This is a genomic window from Bacillus sp. N447-1, assembly GCF_022701035.1.
In the GTDB taxonomy this organism is placed as follows: Bacteria; Bacillota; Bacilli; order Bacillales; family Bacillaceae_G; genus Bacillus_A; species Bacillus_A cereus.
Window position 1 is genome coordinate 1,898,139 of sequence record NZ_CP065509.1, and the last position, 17,983, is coordinate 1,916,121.

Sequence of the window (17,983 nt, forward strand, 5' to 3'; positions counted from 1 at the left end):
AATTATTTTTCAAAAGGAGATTATACAATGACACAAGAAATTGAAATTGAATTCAAAAATATCGTTACAAAAGAAGAATTCGATACATTATGTAAATCGTTTTCTATTGAAGCATTTACAAAACAAGTGAATCACTACTTTGAAACACCTGACTTCTCGTTAAAAGAAGCTGGCTCTGCACTTCGTATTCGTCATAAAGGAGCAACTTATACGTTAACGTTGAAACAACCTGCAGAAATCGGTTTATTAGAAACGCATCAAGTCGTAACAGAAGACGAAGCAAAAATGATGATGGAAACAAACACAATCATTCAAGGAGCAGTAGTAGATCAATTACACAAATTACAAATTCCTGTTTCTGCTTTAACATATATGGGTAGTTTAACAACAGAAAGAGCAGAAACATTATTTAAAGGCGGAACGCTTGTCTTTGATCATAGTTTCTATTACAATCACGATGATTATGAAATTGAATTTGAAGTACAAGATGAAGAAACAGGAAAAGCTGCATTTATTCATTTATTAACGCAACATAACATACCTGTTCGCCATACAAATAACAAAGTAAAACGCTTTTTCCTTGCCAAACAAAAAAAAGCACGCTAAAGTGAAAATTCCACTAGTGAATATGTTTCACTAGTGGATACATCTCACTAAAAAAGTTTACACCCGTAGAATAAGCAAAGAATCTTTGAGAAAGCTGTTTATTTGCCCTCTCGAACATTCCATTGCTACAATAGATATACATTTCATGGAAAAAGGAGTTTATAAAGGATGAGCAAGCAACCGATGACACCATTTGAAGGAATTGGCGGTGAACAATGCATTGCAATATTAGTAGATACATTTTATTCCTATGTCAGTAAACACCCTGACTTATCTCCCATCTTCCCGGAAGATTTAACAGAAACCGCTAGGAAGCAGAAGCAATTTTTAACACAATATTTAGGTGGTCCTAATTTGTACACTGAAGAACATGGTCATCCTATGTTAAGGGCACGCCATCTTCCGTTTGAGATTACTCCAAAACGAGCAGAGGCTTGGCTATCATGTATGGAGCAAGCAATGGATGATACTGGAGTTCATGGTCATATAAGAGAGTTTGTTTTTGAACGTTTAGCATTAACCGCTCAGCATATGGTTAATACTCCAAACGAAACAGGTGAAGTGTAATGGATAAGCAGGAAGCAAAGCATATAAATATGCCATCTCCTTCCGCATGCGAGCATAAGTCTGTAGAAGCATATTTATTTATTGATCCACTTTGTAAAGATTGCTGGGAAATTGAGCCTTTTATTATTAAACTATGGCTTGAATACGGGAAATACTTCTCTATTCGTCATATCGTAACAGGAAAAGTGGATGGAACGAACGCTTCCTCACACAAATGGAATAAACCTGCTAATATTCGATTTGTGTGGGAAAAGACAACCAGTTTACAAGGTTTTTCATGTGATGGAAAGGTACATATGCAAGAAGCATCATCAACACCATATTTAGTTTCGATGGCAATTAAGGCAGCGGAGTTGCAAGGCCGAAAAGCAGGTTCGAAGTTTTTGCGAAAACTCCAAGAATACATTTTCCTTGAAAATGTATCAAACCCTGACTGCGAACTATTACTTGCATGTGCGAAAGATAGCAATATTGATGTAGAAGAATTTAAAAAAGATCTACATTCTGCTAGTGCAAAAAAAGCTTTCCAGTGTGACTTGAAATTCACGAATGAAATGCATATTACAGAAATACCTTCCCTCGTCTTTTTTCATGCGAACTCAGATGAAGAAGGTATTAAAATCGCTGGAAATTATTCCTACGATGTATACGTACAATTATTGAAAGAACTTGTAAAATGTGAAATTGAGCCAGAACCATTACCACCTTTAGAAGTGTTACTAGAGGCAACACAATTTATATCTTCAAAAGAAGTAGCATTTATTTATGATTGTCCGCAACAAGAAATTGAACGCGAACTAAAAAAATTACAACTGAAACGAAAAGTACAAATGATAGAAGTAAAATGCGAACGTTATTGGAAATGGATAGCAAAAGAAAAAGACCTGGTGTAAACACCAGGTCTTCTTCTTTACGGCTTATAAAAATATTAAAGGGGATGGGAGAAATTTTCACGTTCAAACAAAGGGGTATATGTTTGTATGTGAATTCGTTCACGCTTATTATATTACAAGATTCGACGTCAGATGACAACCCCTTTTGTCGAATTTCACACTTTTGTCACATTCTAAACGTTTTCATTTTTGAATAAGCTATAAAAAAGGTCATTTAGGGGGTTTATTTATGAAAAAATCTTATATTGCTCTTCTCTTTCTAGCTGTCATCGTTTCTTTTTTCTTGTACATCCTCTCTCTACTACAAGCTTTTCCTAAAATTATTGCCTTACCTCTTTTATTCGGAATCATCGTTATCACTCTCTCTTATTTCAATTATAAAAAACGATTCAAAGGGTTTTAATTTTAAAAATCAGTCGTAAAACTATCCTTTCAGTTAGAAAAACAAAGAAATTCACCTTTCTCTCCGACAAATATCGACATTGAATCTATTCAACAAAAAGACGAGGATACAATCCCTCGTCTTTTTTCATTACTTTTCTTCAAATAATAATGCTTCTAATTCATTTAATTTCTCTTCAAATACTTGTAGCGCCTCTTTTACTGGTTCAGGAGATGCCATATCTACTCCTGCTTTTTTCAGCACTTCAATTGGATAATCAGAGCTTCCTGCTTTTAAGAACTCGTTAATATAACGTTCTACTGCTGGTTGTCCTTCTTCTAAAATCTGTTTAGATAGAGCTGTCGCTGCACTAAATCCTGTTGCGTATTGATATACGTAATAGTTGTAGTAGAAGTGTGGAATACGAGACCATTCTAAACCAATCTCTTCGTCGATTACTAAAGCGTCACCGAAATATTTCTTATTTAAATCATAGTAAATTTCCGTTAACATGTCTGGCGTAACAGCATGTCCTTCTTGTACTTTCTTATGAATAATATGTTCAAACTCTGCAAACATCGTTTGACGGAATACAGTACCACGGAACCCTTCTAAATAATGATTTAATAAATATAGACGCTCTTTCTTATCTCCTGTCGTTTTTAATAAATAATCATTTAGAAGCGCTTCATTACAAGTAGATGCCACTTCTGCTACGAAGATGGAATAATCACCATATACGTGCGGTTGTGTTTTTCTTGTATAGTAACTATGCACCGAATGACCAAACTCATGAGCAAGTGTAAATAAATTATTTACATTATCATGCCAGTTCATTAAAATATACGGATTTGTTCCATATGCACCAGATGAATATGCCCCGCTTCGTTTTCCTTTATTCTCATACACATCTACCCAGCGATTTTCATATGCCTCTTTCAAAATATCAACATATTCATCACCAAGTACGTTTAAAGATTTTAATAAAAGGTCTTGCGCTTCTTCGTATTTCACATTCATTTTCACTTCTGGTACAAGTGGTGTATATAAATCATACATATGAAGCTCATCAAGTCCTAGTGCACGCTTACGAATATCGATGTAACGGTGTAATAAATGTAAGTTGTCATTTACTGTTTCAACGAGTTGATCGTATACTGCTTCCGGAATATTATTATTGCTCAGTGCAGCTTGGCGAGCAGAATCATATTTACGAACACGCGCATTGAAATTATTACGTTTTACTGCTCCGCTTAACGTACTTGCGAATGTGTTTTTAAATTTTCCGTACGTTTCATATACAGCTTTAAATGCATCTTTGCGAACACGAGGATCATCACTTTCTAAAAACTGAATGTAACGGCCATGTGTAATTTCTATTTCTTCTCCGTCTTCCCCTTTAATAGATGGGAATTTTAAATCCGCGTTATTCAACATACCGAATGTACTGCTTGATGAACTCATTACTTCAGATGCTTCTGCTAATAAAGCTTCCTCAGCTTCTGATAATACGTGCGGGCGTTGACGTGTAATTTCTTCTAATGCATGTTCATATACACTTAAATCTCTATTTTCCTTCAAGAATGTTTGCAATGTATCTTCTGAAATCGATAAAATTTCAGGCACAATATACGCTGTGCTACTAGATACTTGTGAATATAAATTTGTTGCACGATCATTTAATGCTTGATATACAGAGTTTGTTGTATCTTGATCGTAACGCATATGAGCATATGTATATAACTTACCTAATCGCATTGATATTTCATCTTCATATTGCAATGCCTCAAGTAAATTGTCCGCAGAGTCACCAAGTTTCCCTTTAAATTCAGTTAACTTCGGTAATAGCTCTTTAATAGCTTGGAATTCTTTTTCCCATTCTGCATCCGTTTGGAAAATATCTTCTAATCGCCACGTACTTGCTTCTTCAATCTCGTTGCGATCTGGTAATGCTTTCGCTTTGTTTTGTTCAGACATTCTTTAAGCCCTCCTTTAAATATCTCTACTTAAGTACAATTCGTTTTTTTCTTATGTAATTCCTTCACAATCATTCTTTATTATATCCGCTTTTCCTCCTCTCATGTTAAAATTTGCCTCAAATAAAGATAGCGCATGTATTAAGCAAATCTCATCATGTTTCATAATTTCCTCCTCTGTTTTTAACATCACGGCATCCCTTATTTTTCGGTACGTATAAGTTCCCACTTTACGTAAAACACCTATATAGCATAAAAATGTCATATATTCAGTAACTGCCATTTTCCATATGTGCTGCGAAAAGTACGGAAGTATCCGCCTTTTCGTATACCTTTTTACATAACTACACACGTATTGAAGAGAAATACACTCTCCCACTGCAAGCTCCCCTATACACTTCATATATAGAAAAGCTTGCCATATAAATGGGTTTGTTTGAAAAGCAAATGCAGAAGGGAGTGGAACACCAATTTCAGAAGGAAAGCTCGCTGGGGTACATTTAAATTGATATAAGAGGCGTAATAATGACTTATAATTATAATTCCAAATCGGTAAGGCATTTTGGCGAAAGTTTTTCTTTCTCTTCTTCCACTCTTCACCCAATCTTTCTTTCCCGAAAGGAACAGGAGAAAAAAGCATTTCAAAAGTAGTCGCATCAGTTGGTAAATATATAGTATGTGAGAAAAAAACATTTGTAGAAAAGGGAGTGACAAATGCACATTTCATAAATGATTTTTGTTTCGGACAGAAGAAAATAAGAAGTGGCTGAGGATAAGATTGTAAGGAGAAAGCCATAAGTGAGGAAAATTTCATCCAATATGCAGATTGCTTTTTCAATTGATTTCCACCAACGATCCAAATGACCTGTATACCAGCTTGCCAATACGAATATGTTCTTTTGTACAGCTGCTCTATAGCGAGGTTTGCACATTGGTATTCAATTGCAATTTTTCTACCCGCCCTCTCTACAAAAACATCTGGTCGTTGCTTAATTTCTGGGAGGTAGTACTCTATATCCACCTGAAAGTTTTGACGTTTGAACCATCTATATAACAATTCTTTACCATGCATATGATACTTTGATTCCGCTTCATAAAAGGCAAGACATGAATCCACTTTTTTATGAGCAAAATGCCAACTTTTTTGTTTCCCTAATTTCATTTGCACTTCCTTTCCGCAAGCTACACAAAAGAATCGTTCTTGTTGACGCATACGGCGCAAAAGCTCTTCATTACAATTATAGAGTAAATGAATTTTTTCACCGTTTTCTCTTTTAGCGATAAATATCGTAATCACACCCTTTCAGCTCCTTATATTCTACAATTTGTTACAAATTCCTTTTAAAAAAGAGATGTCCCAATTTCGGACATCTCTTTTTATAATAAAGGTGATAATAATCGGTACGTTGATTCAACAATTCGTCTATGAAGACGTCTTTTATGAAAATGATCACCATGAATTTCACTTGATTCTTCTAAATCATCTTTAAAGTCTTGAACAAGTTTTCGAATGCTATCTGTATCATATAAAAAGGCATTTACTTCAAAATTCAAATGAAAACTTCTCATATCCATATTAGCTGTCCCAATTGAAGCTAAATCAGAATCAACGATGACAATTTTACTATGAAGAAAACCTTTTTCGTATTCATATATCTTTACTCCTGCATCTAAAAGCTCTGGGAAGTACGATCTCGATGCGTAAAAGACAGTACGCTTATCCGGTTTACTCGGCATTAATAAACGAACATCAATACCAGCAAGTGCAGCAACCTTTAATGCGGATAAAATATCATCATCCGGAATAAAATACGGCGTTGCAATCCAAATAGATTTCCGAGCAGAAGCGATCATTGCGAAATATAAATGCTTAATCGTTTCCCACTTATTATCGGGGCCACCTGCAACTAGCTGCACTCCTCCCCAATGATCACCCTCAACTGCTTTTGCTTGTAAATATTCAGGGGCTAGCACAGCCTCTCCAGTCATATAAAACCAGTCTTGAAGGAAAATAAGTTGTAAACTTTGAACCGCTTCACCACGTAAATACAAATGCGTATCTCGCCAAAAGCCAAAATATTTATTTTTCCCTAAATACTCATCACCGATATTTAATCCGCCTACAAATCCTTCGTTCCCATCAATCACAACAATTTTCCTATGATTTCGATAATTAATCTTATCGTTTAAAATCGGAAAGCGCACAGGAAAGAATGGAATCATTTCTACACCTGCATCGTTTAATTCTTCAATATACGATTTCGATAACTTAAAACTTCCAACCGCATCATATAAAAAGCGAACAACAACGCCTTCTTTCGATTTTTGTATTAAAATATCTTTAATTTCTGTTCCTAATTTATCATCACGCACAATGTAATATTCCATATGAATGTGATGTTTCGCTCGTTTTAACCCATTTAAAATAGCCCGAAACGTTTCATCTCCATTTGTTAATGTCCTCGTTTCAGTTTGAAATGAAATATTTAAAGCTCCTAATCGATCCGCTAAACGAAATAACAGTTCTTGATGCTTATGATTGCGTAAAATTCGTTCTTCGTAATCTTCATGCCCTTTATATTGTAAAAACGCCTGTTCATCAAGTAACGCCTTCTTTTGGAACATTCTTTTTCTTCGAAAATTTTGTCCGAATAATAAATAAGCAAAGAAACCAAATACCGGAAAAATTCCTAAAACAATTAACCATGTAAGTGTTTTAGATGGATGTCGATTTTCTAAGAAAATAACGCAACCAATTAAAAACGCAGATACTGTAAATAAAATACTAATAATACCTAAAATCGAAACATCTTTTATCCCAATCACATCTGAATAAAATGCTACATCAATAAACATACGTAACGAAACAAATAATGCGAACAATAGCAGTATAAAGAAAATCAGCTTTAACGTATTTTTCATCTCTTACCTCCTAACTAAGAAAGCTTTCCTATTCTTCATATAAAAAGCCGATTTCATACTACAGAAATCGGCCTACGTTTTAGCAGGAAAATTATTGCGAATCGTTTCAAGCGCATGCTCTTTCACAATTTGTTTTCCATACTCACTTACACGATGAATTGTTAAAGTTGATTCTTCTCCATATTCTAAAATAATACTTAAAATACGATCGATTTCTTCTTCATCATGTAGCACTTCATCGAATTCCACATATACATAATAGCGGTCCTCAAATGAATACAGCTCATCTTTTATATCTTCAAAGATAAGACGATGACTTAATGAAATGACATCTTCAAAATCATTAAATTTAATTAAAAAGCCAAACGTACCATCTTCATTAAAGTTTGTTCCTGTTTGTTCTTCTACCTCTTCGACTAATTCTTGTTGGAATAATGATTCGATGCCTTCATCTAGAGGAATATCTATAATTTTGTCTACCCCTATCGGTAGTTCCAGCTTTTGTCCGTCCTTTGAAAGCTCTGCTTTCGTGACAAGTACTTCAATCCCTTTATCGACTGCTTGCACTTGAATCCATAACGGTCCATCAATAAAGAAATCGTCATGATCACGAGCTTCGTCCATCATCTCCCAAAAGAGCTCTTCACTTCGTTCGCGATCATACCAAATTTCTTCACGATTAAATCCTCTATCCTCTATATCAATGTACGTAATAAAAAATTTCATCGTATGATCATTAATTCTTTCAATATCCAAAATACAACTCTCCCTTCCTGCTTAGAATTGTTATGAAGGGATTCCCCACTCATATGACAAATCAATAGATTCTTGTACTCTCATTTTATGATAAGATTCTCCAGAATGGAAATAAAATCGATTTATTTTACAAAAATAGTTATATGCCTATCTTTACTCGATAAACTACATAAATATATTATTATAGCGATTTCTTACTTACAAAAAATTTGGACATACATTTCCACATTCCCCCGTACACTGTAATAAAGTGAAACTTCTATTAGAAGAGATTATTTAACAACAACTTTCTTCATCACATACATATAGTTCGCTTATTAAAACATCATAAATGGAGGCAGACGAATGGACTTAGAGTTTTTAACATCCGTACTAATGATTGTCGGTATCGATGTTGTATTAGGTGGTGACAATGCAATCGTCATCGCACTAGCTAGCCGAAATTTACCTGAATCGAAACGAAATAAGGCTATTTTGATCGGTACTCTTTTAGCGATTGTACTAAGAATCATCCTTACTATACTAGCTGTCTATTTACTCGACATTCCATTTCTACAATTGATTGGCGGGGTTTTACTTACATTAATTGCAGTCAATTTATTAACCGATAATAGCAACGATCTTTCTTCTATTCAAGGAAAAACAACTTTATTTCAAGCTGTGCGGACAATTGTTTTCGCGGATCTCGTTATGGGGTTTGATAATGTTATTGCCATTGCAGGTGCAGCTCACGGGAGATTTTTACTCGTCATAATCGGCTTACTCATTTCTATCCCGATTATTATTTGGGGCAGCAAACTTATTTTAATACTTATGGAACGATTTCCATTCCTCATTTATTGCGGTGCAGCGATTCTTGCCTATACTGCAGGAAAAATGGTTACACATGAAGACAGACTTGCAACCTTTTTTCATAACAATCCAAGTTTCACTACAAGCATTCCTTATTTGTTCATTTTCACTATTTTATGCATCGGCTTTATCGTACAACAAGTTCGATTACGCAATGTGAAACATTAAAAAAAACCTTCTACTATATAATAGGTAGAAGGTTTTCATATTATTATAATTAATTTACAAGACGTTGTGCTTCACGTAATTGGAACGTTCTTACTGTACGTGGTAAGAAACGACGAATTTCGTCTTCGTTGTAACCAACTTGAAGGCGTTTCTCGTCAATCATAATTGGACGACGTAAAATCCCTGGATAGTCACGAATCATCTTATATAAATCTTGAAGTGGTAAAGACTCTAAGTTTACATTCAATTCTTGGAAAACTTTCGAACGAGTAGAAATAATCTCATCCGTTCCGCTTTCTGTCATACGTAAAATCTCTTTAATTTCCTCAATCGTTAATGGATCTGAGAAAATATTACGTTCTGTATAGGGAATATGATTTTCCTCTAGCCATAATTTCGCCTTTCTACAAGACGTACAGCTTGGAGAACTATATAATGTTACCATACAAAGCTCACTCTCCTTAAAGAGTACAAATTCTGTACTAAATACAGTTTTAATTTCTAACTTCAGCAATTTTTCGCGATAACTTGTCTTATTGAAAAGTACAAAAATCGCATTTCATGTAAGCAACAACTTATAATAAACAACAATTACTTTTAATAAGTAACTTCTATAATCATTATACAATAGATTTTGCAAGAAATATACAGTAAATTTCCTGCTAGTTGAGAAAACTCTTCCGTGCATTTCACTGCTATGTAACATGATTACGCTCACTTCAGCTGTACTTTAACAATAACTTTCAATCCTTTTACTACTCACTTCTCATAGATTTTTCATATAATATATAGTTATTTATCTATAATCTTCCCTATGAAAAGAGAACGTTTTCTTACTTTTTCTTGATAAATCAATTAAGAAATGTAAGACTATACAAATGAGAATAAAAGGAACGTTTGTTCTCATTTTAACAAATATCCTCCCTCCTGTCTACACGATTTCTAAAGTAAATTAAATATTTTTCTGACATTTCTTTCTTTTTCATTTTTTATCTCATACAATAAACATACAGACAGGCAAAGGGGGAGTTTTCAAATGATTGCTTTTTTTATTGATTTTATTACGGTTGCTGCCCTCATCATCGGAATAACAGCATTGATTGGTATCATTACAAATAGCATCGGCGAAAAGCTCTTTGGTGGAAAAGAAAAAATGAAGTTTGTTAACAAAAGTTTGGATGTACAATCTGGCTGGAACCAAGTTGGCGGAAAAGGCATTTATAAGAAACGAACGTATTAAAAAAAAAGCAGGCGATCACCTGCTTTTTTTTTATTTCTCTACTGACGCCCATTTAAAGCTTAAATCGCCGCCATATTTATGGTTATACATATTTTTAATTGAATCTCTTTGTAAATATGCTCTACCACGTTGATATACTGGAACGATCGCAGCATCATCAAGTAACATTTTTTCTGCTTCTAATAAGTTCTTCCAACGAGCATTTACATCGCTTCCATCTTTTTTCGCCTTCATAATGATTTCATCGTATTTTGGATTAGAGTACTTCATCTTATTTTGTGACCCATCTGTTACAAACATATCAAGATATGTAATTGGATCTGGGAAGTCCGCACTCCATCCAGAGAATGACATGACATAATCGCCCGCATCTTCTAATTTTAGTTTTTGTGCGAATGGTTGTTGTTTAATTTTTACTGTTAAACCTGGTAAATTCTTTTCTAATTCACCTTTTAAATATTCACCAGTTTTCTTTGATAACTCTACATCTTCATTTAATAATTCTAATTCGATTTCATTTTTACCAAGTTCTTTTTTACCAGCTTCCCAATATTTCTTCGCTTCTTTCACGTTTGGTTTTACAATATCCCCGTTTACAGCACGGAAATCTTTTTTATCTGGTCCTTTAATGAAGTTATCAGGAATTAATCCTGTTGCTGGCTTAGAACCGTTATTTAATAATGTATCCACGAATGGCTTACGGTCAAAAGCAAGTGAAATTGCTTTACGAATATTTTTATTTGCTAAAGCTGGATCTTTTTGATTTAAACGAAGGAAGAATACAGATGTATCTTCTACTGTTTGGAAATCTGGTTTTCCTTTATATTTATCAATAAACTCCGCTAATAACGACGCTCGATCAATTGCATTTGTTTCATATAAGTTAATTGGCGTAGATGTATCTTTTACAATATTAAAGTTTACTTCTTCAATCTTCACTTCTTTATTGTCCCAATATGACGCGCTCTTTGTCATTTTAAAGCTACGTTCATGTTGCCAATCACTTAATGTAAATGGTCCGTTATAAAGCGTTGTATTCGCTTCCAAACCAAACTTCGTACCTTGCTCTTTCACAAACTTTTCATTCACAGGATAGAAGATTGGATATACCATTAAATCTACAAGGTATGGAATTGAATTATCTAATTCCACTTCTAATGTATAATCATCAATCGCCTTTACCCCTAATTGATCCGGACTCATCTCTTTTTTATTAATTTTCTCTGCATTTTTTATATCATACATAATGTACGCTGATTTCGCAGCTGTATCTGGGTTAATCGCTCTTTGCCATGCGTATACGAAATCTTTTGCCGTCACAGGATCACCATTTGACCATTTTGCGTCTTCACGTAATTTAAATGTATATTTTTTACCATCTTCTGATTTTTGGAATTCCTTCGCTACACCAGGAACTAGCTTATCATCTTTTCCTAAACTGTATAAGCCTTCCATCGTATTACCCATTACTCTTGAAGAAACTGCATCAGCTGATAACGCTGGATCCATCGTTGGAATTTCTTGCGTTTCAATTAAGTTAATAACTTGCTTCGCACCGCTTTTCCCGCTATCCCCTTTTGCGTTCGCTTGCGGTTCATCTTTTTGGTAGCTACATGCCCCTAACATCATGCTCATTGCTACTGTTGATACTACAAAAACTGGCATCTTTTTTTTCATACTTCCACCCTCCATAAAAATGTTAGCCCTTTCATTTTCAAACAGAAAGAAATATATATATGTTCTAATAATTCATATTATACACACAAATATATTTTTTGTATATTTATATTTCTATTTCATTAAAATTTCCTGTTAAAAAATAAATCTTTGTAAACGTTTCATATTGCTGATTATTCTTACTAAAGTGTTAAAAACAATATTTTTATACTTTTCTAAATTATCAGAGAAAAATGAATTTTATATCTCATAATACTTTATGTATAATTATCCTTTTGTTTTTATCATAAAATAGCACTCTCTTCATAATAAAAATATGTAGGCTAAAATGAGTGCAAAGGTTAAGAAAGTATGTTACGATACATTTTGCTAAAAATAGATATCGGTAAAGAGGGGACGGACATGGCAGCAATTCAGGCAAAAAACGGGCCTACTGAGAAATTAAGTTTATTCTTATTAACATGGCCTATTTTTCTAGAAGTTTTTCTTTTTATGTTAATGGGGATCGCTGATACTTTCATGTTAAGTGCATTATCAGACGATGCTGTATCTGGGGTTGGTGCAGCGAATCAATACCTCCATATCGCTATTTTGGTACTAGAAGTCATCGGGAACGGCGCAGCTATCGTCGTATCTCAATACCTCGGTTCCAAACGCTTTATGGAAGCATCTAAAATATCAGCATTAGCCGTCACATTAAATTTAATAGTTGGGCTCGTTATAAGCGCTGGGTTTCTTTTATTTTCGAAACATATGATGCTCGCAATGAACTTACAAGGCGATGTACTAACGTATGCGCAAAACTACTTATCTATCGTCGGAGGAGCCATCTTCCTACAAGCTATTATTAACTCATTAGCCGCAATTATCCGTGTACACGGTTTCACAAAGCAAGCGATGTTTATTTCACTCGGAATGAATATGATTCATATCGCTGGAAACTATGTACTCATTTTCGGGAAATTTGGTTTCCCTGAGCTCGGTGTACAAGGGGCTGCCATTTCTTCTGCTGTCAGCCGACTTATAGCGCTTATTGTTTTCTTCTGGTTACTATACCGCGTTATGGAATATCGTGTAAAATTACAATATTATTTCACCTTATCAAAAGAATATATCGGGAAAATTTTAAAAATCGGGATTCCATCTGCTTTTGAGCAAGTTATGTATCAAGCTTGTCAAATTGTCTTCTTATACTATGCAACATATTTAGGAACGGAATCGTTAGCGGCTAGACAATACGCTACGAACATTTCTATGTTCACTTATTTATTCGCTATTGCAATTGGTATGGGAACAGCCATTATTATTGGCCGCCTCGTTGGTGGTGGCGAAAAAGATGAAGCATACGAACGCTTGTGGAAAAGTGTAAAATGGGCGATTGGTGTAACTTTATGTATGGTCGCTCTCGTTATTACATTCCGTACACAATTAATGGGACTGTTTACAGATAATCCGTACATTATCGGGTTAGGCGCAAGTGTTCTTTTACTAAGTGTACTACTTGAAACGGGACGTACGATGAATATCGTCATCATTAATTCGCTTCGTGCAGCTGGTGATGCAAAATATCCTGTTTTAATCGGTGCATTCTCTATGGTGTTAATGAGTTTACCACTAGGTTACTTTTTCGCCTTTCATTTAGATATGGGGCTCGTTGGTATTTGGCTAGCAATCGCCATCGACGAATGGACACGTGCCATTATTATGTTCTTCCGCTGGAAAAGTAGAGCATGGGAGCGTTATGCACTTGTTAAACCTGAAGAACAAGAGGAGAATGTCTCTGTTCAAGTTCAGTAATTTTGCATATGGATATCACTAATGATACATGAGATTTATATCGGCGATTCTTTAAATATATCGACTGACCGACAAATGTATACAATTCTTTTATATAGTAGAAAAAGAGCCATCCTTCCATAACAGAAGAATGGCTCTTTTTCTTATTGATAAATCTCTTTATATTTCTTGTACTCCGCTTCCGAACATAGTACGAAATGTCCCGGGCGAATTTCACGCATTGTTGGTGCTTCACTACCATAATTATGCTGTGATGGATCATATACGATACGTTTACGATTGCGCTCATAATCTGGATCTGGAAGTGGAATCGCTGATAATAGTGATTTCGTATATGGATGAATTGGATTCGCATATAATTCATCACTTGTTGTTAACTCAACGATTTGGCCACGGTACATTACACCAATACGATCACTAATGTATTTTACCATTGATAAATCATGGGCGATGAATAAGTATGTTAAACCTTTTTCTTTTTGTAACTTTTTCAGTAAGTTTACAACTTGCGCCTGAATCGATACGTCAAGTGCTGAGATCGGCTCATCGGCAATGATAAATTCTGGGTCTACAGCAAGCGCTCGAGCGATACCGATACGCTGACGTTGTCCACCTGAGAATTCGTGTGGGAAACGGTTTGCGTGCTCTTTATTTAAACCAACTGTGTTTAATAGTTCATGAACACGGTCCATGCGCTCTTTTTTACTTTTCGCTAATCCGTGAATATCAATACCTTCTGCGATAATATCCCCTACTGTCATACGAGGATTTAATGATGCGTATGGATCTTGGAAAATCATTTGCATTTTACGGTTGAATTTCTTCAGTTCTGCGCGTGATTTCTTACCATGTACGTTTTCACCATCGAACAATACTTCACCAGCAGTTGCATCATATAAACGAATAATCGTTCTTCCAGTTGTCGATTTACCACAACCTGATTCTCCTACAAGACCAAATGTTTCTCCGCGGTAAATATCAAATGAAATATCATTAACCGCTTTGACAACACCACCACTCACGTCGAAGTGCTGCTTTACATTTTTTACTTCAATTAATTTCTCACGTTGTTTAGTCATGTTGTTCACCTGCTTTCATTTGAAGAATGCGTTTTTCAACGACTGCTGGCGGTTTTACTTCTGGAGCTTGCTCGTGAAGTAACCAAGTTGCCGCATAGTGCGTATCACTTACTTTAAATAAAGGTGGGTCCATTTCAAAATCAATTTTCAGTGCCTGTGGGTTACGTGGTGCAAAAGCATCTCCCTTTGGCGGCTTCAATAAATCTGGAGGCGTTCCAGGGATTGCATATAACTCTTCTTCTGAACCATCTAAACTTGGCATAGATGCGATTAAACCCCAAGTATATGGATGTTTCGGATTGTAGAAAATTTCATCTACAGTTCCAATTTCAACAACTTTACCAGCGTACATAACTGCCACTCGGTCCGCAACGTTTGCTACTACACCTAAGTCATGCGTAATGAAAATGATTGCTGCTTCTGTTTTTTGCTGAATGTCTTTCATAAGTTCTAAAATTTGCGCCTGAATCGTAACGTCTAGCGCTGTTGTCGGCTCATCGGCAATTAATAATTTCGGGTTACAAGCTAACGCCATCGCAATAACTACACGCTGTCTCATACCACCTGAGAATTGGTGAGGATATTGTTTTAAACGAGCTTCTGGATTTGGAATACCTACAAGGTCAATTAATTCTAAAGCAACTTTACGTGCATCTGCTTTACTCATCCCTTGGTGTTTAATTAGACCTTCCATAATTTGATTTCCAATCGTCATCGTTGGGTTTAATGATGTCATTGGATCTTGGAAAATCATCGCGATATCTTTACCGCGTACTTGCTGCATTTCTTTTTCTGTTAATTTCGTTAAGTCACGACCTTCAAATACGATTTCACCATTTTTAATGCGTCCAGGAGGATTCGGAATTAATCCCATTAACGCTTTAGAAGTAACTGATTTCCCTGAACCAGATTCTCCTACAATCGCCAATGTTTCTCCTTTTTTCAAATCAAAAGTAACGCCGCGTACAGCTTGTACTTCACCTGCATGTGTATCAAAGGAGACTTGTAAATCTTTTACCTCTAACAATGTTTTCATCTTTGCCTCTCCCCTCTTTTACTTACGCATTTTTGGATCTAACGCGTCGCGTAATCCGTCTGCCATTAAGTTAAACGCTAAAATTAATATACTGATGACAACCGCAGGGATGAACATCATATGCGGATACGTTTGAATAGATTTATAACCATCATTTACAAGAGAACCTAGTGACGCAAATGGCGGCTGAATTCCTAAACCGATGAAACTTAAGAACGCTTCACCAAACACCGCTGATGGAATTGTAAACATTGTCATTACGATAATAGGTCCCATTACGTTTGGAATTAAATGTTTCACAATTAATTGTGTATTTGTTGCACCTAATGTACGAGATGCTAATACATATTCTTGGTTTTTTAACTTTAAGATTTGTCCACGAACAATTCGCGACATCCCTATCCAACCTGTAATCGCCATCGCGAGTGTAATTGACCAAATACCAGATCCCATAATGATTACCATTAAAATAACGATGATTAAGTATGGAATACCGTTAATAATCTCCATAATACGTTGCATAATGTTATCTACTCTACCGCCGTAGAATGCTGAAATACCTCCGTATGCAACCCCAATTACTAAGTCAATTGCTGCTGCTAAAAGAGCGATATATAATGATACGCGTGTACCTTCCCATGTTCTTGTCCATAAGTCACGGCCAAGATCATCTGTACCAAACCAGAAGTACTCTTTAATATCACGTTTTTCATATTGGTCAACACCATATTGATCTGTACCGTCAAATGGTAACCAATGAACATTTTCAATAACTGGAATTTTTGGTGGTAATTTCGCTCGACCTAAATCTTGCTCTTTATACGAGTGTTTACTTACCATCGGTCCAAAAATCGCTAATAGTGCAATGATAACTAATAATACAAGGCCAAGCATCGCACCTTTATGTTGGAATAAACGTCTTCTTACATCTTGCCAAAACGTTAGGCTTGGACGGGCAATGACTTCATTATCAACATTATTTTGATTGGCTTGTTGAAATAAATCTGGAGATAATTTTTGTACATCTTTCATCATTTTTTCCCTCCCGCTAAACGAATACGAGGATCAATAATTCCGTATAAAATATCGACAATGAAAATAACTAAAATGAAGATTGCACTATAGAAAATCGTAGTTCCCATAATAACTGTATAGTCATTTAAAGTAATCGATTTAACGAATTGTTCCCCAAGTCCTGGTACAGCATAAATTTGCTCGATAACAAGTGTTCCTGTAATTAATGCCGCAACCATTGGTCCTAAAATTGTTACAACTGGAATTAACGCATTACGAAGTGCATGTTTGACAATAATAACGCCTTGGCTAATTCCTTTCGCTTTCGCTGTTAAAATGTAATCGGCTTGCATAACTTCAATTAATTCTGCACGAGAGAAACGTGCGATTGTTGCGATAACTCCCATCGATAATGCAATTGTAGGCATTACAGTAAACTCTGGTCCTTTCCAGAATGCTACTGGGAACCAGCCAAGTTTTACCCCTACGAAATATTGCAGTAATGCGGCGAATACGAATGATGGTACCGACATTCCGAGTACCGAAATAACTGTTGCACTATAATCTACCCACGTATTATTACGAAGTGCGGCAACAATACCTAAAATTAAACCGATAAATGTTCCTAATATAATCGCTTGTAAACCTAATTGGGCTGATGGTCCAATACGATCCACAATCATGTCTGTTACTGGGCGGTTATCATATTGGAATGATACCCCTAAATCACCTTTTGCTAGGTTACCTAAGTAACGTGCGTATTGAACTGGTACCGGATCATTCAATCCGTATTTTTCAAGAATGATTTCTTTTTGTGCCGGTGATAGCTTCTCCTGGTTTTTAAGCGGAGAACCCGGAAGTAATTTCATCAAAAAGAAAGTCAGTGTAGTAATTAAAAATAATGTCAAAGCCATGTACACGAAACGTTTTAATACATAACGTCCCATATCAAGCACCTCCCCGTTTTTCTCAAAAGCAATAAGATAGTTTAAAATATTCTTACTTTTATTTTTTTAAA

General features: G+C 35.4%; 17 protein-coding genes. 7 read left to right on the forward strand and 10 right to left on the reverse strand.

Features of this window, described 5'->3' with window-relative positions; translation table 11 throughout:
* Positions 1–27 precede the first annotated feature (27 nt).
* The 4 genes from IQ781_RS09505 to IQ781_RS09520 all read left to right on the forward strand — a co-directional run bounded on the left by IQ781_RS09505 (position 28) and on the right by IQ781_RS09520 (position 2,469).
* Entirely contained in the window at positions 28–606 is a 579-nt protein-coding gene (locus IQ781_RS09505; RefSeq protein WP_000191116.1) for a CYTH domain-containing protein, read from the forward strand.
* A 168-nt stretch (positions 607–774) separates the two neighbouring features.
* Entirely contained in the window at positions 775–1,173 is a 399-nt protein-coding gene (locus IQ781_RS09510; RefSeq protein WP_000043390.1) for a globin domain-containing protein, read from the forward strand.
* Positions 1,173–2,066 carry a ClpXP adapter SpxH family protein gene (locus tag IQ781_RS09515; RefSeq protein ID WP_000360645.1) on the forward strand — a complete coding sequence of 298 codons (894 nt, stop codon included), beginning with the start codon at positions 1,173–1,175 and terminating at the stop codon, positions 2,064–2,066. Before IQ781_RS09510 ends, IQ781_RS09515 begins: the two co-directional genes overlap by 1 nt.
* Before the next feature lie 229 nt (positions 2,067–2,295).
* The gene (locus tag IQ781_RS09520; RefSeq protein ID WP_000750355.1) at positions 2,296–2,469 is read left to right on the forward strand and encodes a hypothetical protein; all 174 of its coding nucleotides are present in this window, start codon (positions 2,296–2,298) and stop codon (positions 2,467–2,469) included.
* A gap of 129 nt (positions 2,470–2,598) precedes the next feature.
* Here the strand turns inward: IQ781_RS09520 and pepF are convergent, their stop codons facing one another.
* The 4 genes from pepF to mecA all read right to left on the reverse strand — a co-directional run bounded on the left by pepF (position 2,599) and on the right by mecA (position 8,102).
* Positions 2,599–4,425 (reverse strand): oligoendopeptidase F, encoded by a 1,827-nt coding sequence (gene pepF, locus IQ781_RS09525; RefSeq protein ID WP_065382046.1) that lies wholly within the window; start codon positions 4,423–4,425, stop codon positions 2,599–2,601.
* A gap of 51 nt (positions 4,426–4,476) precedes the next feature.
* Positions 4,477–5,721, reverse strand: coding sequence for a competence protein CoiA (locus IQ781_RS09530; protein WP_000628315.1), 1,245 nt, complete (start codon positions 5,719–5,721; stop codon positions 4,477–4,479).
* Between the two features lie 80 nt (positions 5,722–5,801).
* A complete protein-coding gene (locus IQ781_RS09535; protein WP_000799194.1) occupies positions 5,802–7,346 on the reverse strand; it encodes a cardiolipin synthase in 1,545 nt (514 codons plus the stop codon).
* Between the two features lie 72 nt (positions 7,347–7,418).
* On the reverse strand, positions 7,419–8,102 hold the full coding sequence (gene mecA, locus IQ781_RS09540; RefSeq protein ID WP_000350713.1) for an adaptor protein MecA: 684 nt from the start codon (positions 8,100–8,102) through the stop codon (positions 7,419–7,421).
* A gap of 345 nt (positions 8,103–8,447) precedes the next feature.
* Between mecA and IQ781_RS09545 the strand changes: the two genes are divergently transcribed.
* Positions 8,448–9,122 (forward strand): TerC family protein, encoded by a 675-nt coding sequence (locus tag IQ781_RS09545; RefSeq protein ID WP_000362607.1) that lies wholly within the window; start codon positions 8,448–8,450, stop codon positions 9,120–9,122.
* Between the two features lie 49 nt (positions 9,123–9,171).
* On the opposite strand, the gene spx is transcribed toward IQ781_RS09545, so the two are convergent.
* The gene (spx, locus tag IQ781_RS09550; RefSeq protein WP_000258267.1) at positions 9,172–9,567 is read right to left on the reverse strand and encodes a transcriptional regulator Spx; all 396 of its coding nucleotides are present in this window, start codon (positions 9,565–9,567) and stop codon (positions 9,172–9,174) included.
* Between the two features lie 591 nt (positions 9,568–10,158).
* Here spx and IQ781_RS09555 point away from each other — a divergent pair.
* Positions 10,159–10,362: a hypothetical protein gene (locus IQ781_RS09555; protein WP_000559968.1), complete on the forward strand. Its 204-nt coding sequence runs from the start codon at positions 10,159–10,161 to the stop codon at positions 10,360–10,362.
* Between the two features lie 30 nt (positions 10,363–10,392).
* On the opposite strand, the gene IQ781_RS09560 is transcribed toward IQ781_RS09555, so the two are convergent.
* Positions 10,393–12,039 (reverse strand): peptide ABC transporter substrate-binding protein, encoded by a 1,647-nt coding sequence (locus IQ781_RS09560; protein WP_000728609.1) that lies wholly within the window; start codon positions 12,037–12,039, stop codon positions 10,393–10,395.
* 351 nt (positions 12,040–12,390) lie between these two features.
* Here IQ781_RS09560 and IQ781_RS09565 point away from each other — a divergent pair, with 351 nt between their 5' ends.
* A complete protein-coding gene (locus tag IQ781_RS09565) occupies positions 12,391–13,836 on the forward strand; it encodes an MATE family efflux transporter (protein ID WP_002164600.1) in 1,446 nt (481 codons plus the stop codon).
* Positions 13,837–13,979: 143 nt separating this feature from the next.
* Here the strand turns inward: IQ781_RS09565 and IQ781_RS09570 are convergent, their stop codons facing one another.
* Genes IQ781_RS09570 through opp3b form a run of 4 tightly spaced genes read right to left on the reverse strand, consistent with a single transcriptional unit; the run spans position 13,980 to position 17,912 of the window.
* On the reverse strand, positions 13,980–14,915 hold the full coding sequence (locus IQ781_RS09570; RefSeq protein ID WP_000166348.1) for an ABC transporter ATP-binding protein: 936 nt from the start codon (positions 14,913–14,915) through the stop codon (positions 13,980–13,982).
* Complete coding sequence (locus tag IQ781_RS09575; RefSeq protein ID WP_000854346.1) at positions 14,908–15,951, reverse strand: ABC transporter ATP-binding protein; 1,044 nt, start codon at positions 15,949–15,951, stop codon at positions 14,908–14,910. The genes IQ781_RS09570 and IQ781_RS09575 overlap by 8 nt, the downstream gene beginning before the upstream one ends.
* 18 nt (positions 15,952–15,969) lie before the next feature.
* Positions 15,970–16,986, reverse strand: coding sequence for an oligopeptide ABC transporter permease (gene opp3C, locus IQ781_RS09580; protein WP_000974106.1), 1,017 nt, complete (start codon positions 16,984–16,986; stop codon positions 15,970–15,972).
* Positions 16,983–17,912, reverse strand: a complete 930-nt coding sequence (gene opp3b, locus IQ781_RS09585) for an oligopeptide ABC transporter permease (protein ID WP_000534167.1) — start codon at positions 17,910–17,912, stop codon at positions 16,983–16,985. Before opp3b ends, opp3C begins: the two co-directional genes overlap by 4 nt.
* Positions 17,913–17,983 lie beyond the last annotated feature (71 nt).

Excerpts from the sequence above, each read along its gene's own strand:
- IQ781_RS09505 (WP_000191116.1), top strand. The coding sequence starts at position 28 with ATGACACAAGAAATTGAAATTGAATTCAAAAATATCGTTACAAAAGAA.
- IQ781_RS09510 (WP_000043390.1), top strand. The coding sequence starts at position 775 with ATGAGCAAGCAACCGATGACACCATTTGAAGGAATTGGCGGTGAACAA.
- IQ781_RS09515 (WP_000360645.1), top strand. The coding sequence starts at position 1,173 with ATGGATAAGCAGGAAGCAAAGCATATAAATATGCCATCTCCTTCCGCA.
- IQ781_RS09520 (WP_000750355.1), top strand. The coding sequence starts at position 2,296 with ATGAAAAAATCTTATATTGCTCTTCTCTTTCTAGCTGTCATCGTTTCT.
- pepF (WP_065382046.1), bottom strand. The coding sequence starts at position 4,425 with ATGTCTGAACAAAACAAAGCGAAAGCATTACCAGATCGCAACGAGATT.
- IQ781_RS09535 (WP_000799194.1), bottom strand. The coding sequence starts at position 7,346 with ATGAAAAATACGTTAAAGCTGATTTTCTTTATACTGCTATTGTTCGCA.
- IQ781_RS09545 (WP_000362607.1), top strand. The coding sequence starts at position 8,448 with ATGGACTTAGAGTTTTTAACATCCGTACTAATGATTGTCGGTATCGAT.
- spx (WP_000258267.1), bottom strand. The coding sequence starts at position 9,567 with ATGGTAACATTATATAGTTCTCCAAGCTGTACGTCTTGTAGAAAGGCG.
- IQ781_RS09555 (WP_000559968.1), top strand. The coding sequence starts at position 10,159 with ATGATTGCTTTTTTTATTGATTTTATTACGGTTGCTGCCCTCATCATC.
- IQ781_RS09560 (WP_000728609.1), bottom strand. The coding sequence starts at position 12,039 with ATGAAAAAAAAGATGCCAGTTTTTGTAGTATCAACAGTAGCAATGAGC.
- IQ781_RS09565 (WP_002164600.1), top strand. The coding sequence starts at position 12,391 with ATGTTACGATACATTTTGCTAAAAATAGATATCGGTAAAGAGGGGACG.
- IQ781_RS09570 (WP_000166348.1), bottom strand. The coding sequence starts at position 14,915 with ATGACTAAACAACGTGAGAAATTAATTGAAGTAAAAAATGTAAAGCAG.
- IQ781_RS09575 (WP_000854346.1), bottom strand. The coding sequence starts at position 15,951 with ATGAAAACATTGTTAGAGGTAAAAGATTTACAAGTCTCCTTTGATACA.
- opp3C (WP_000974106.1), bottom strand. The coding sequence starts at position 16,986 with ATGATGAAAGATGTACAAAAATTATCTCCAGATTTATTTCAACAAGCC.
- opp3b (WP_000534167.1), bottom strand. The coding sequence starts at position 17,912 with ATGGGACGTTATGTATTAAAACGTTTCGTGTACATGGCTTTGACATTA.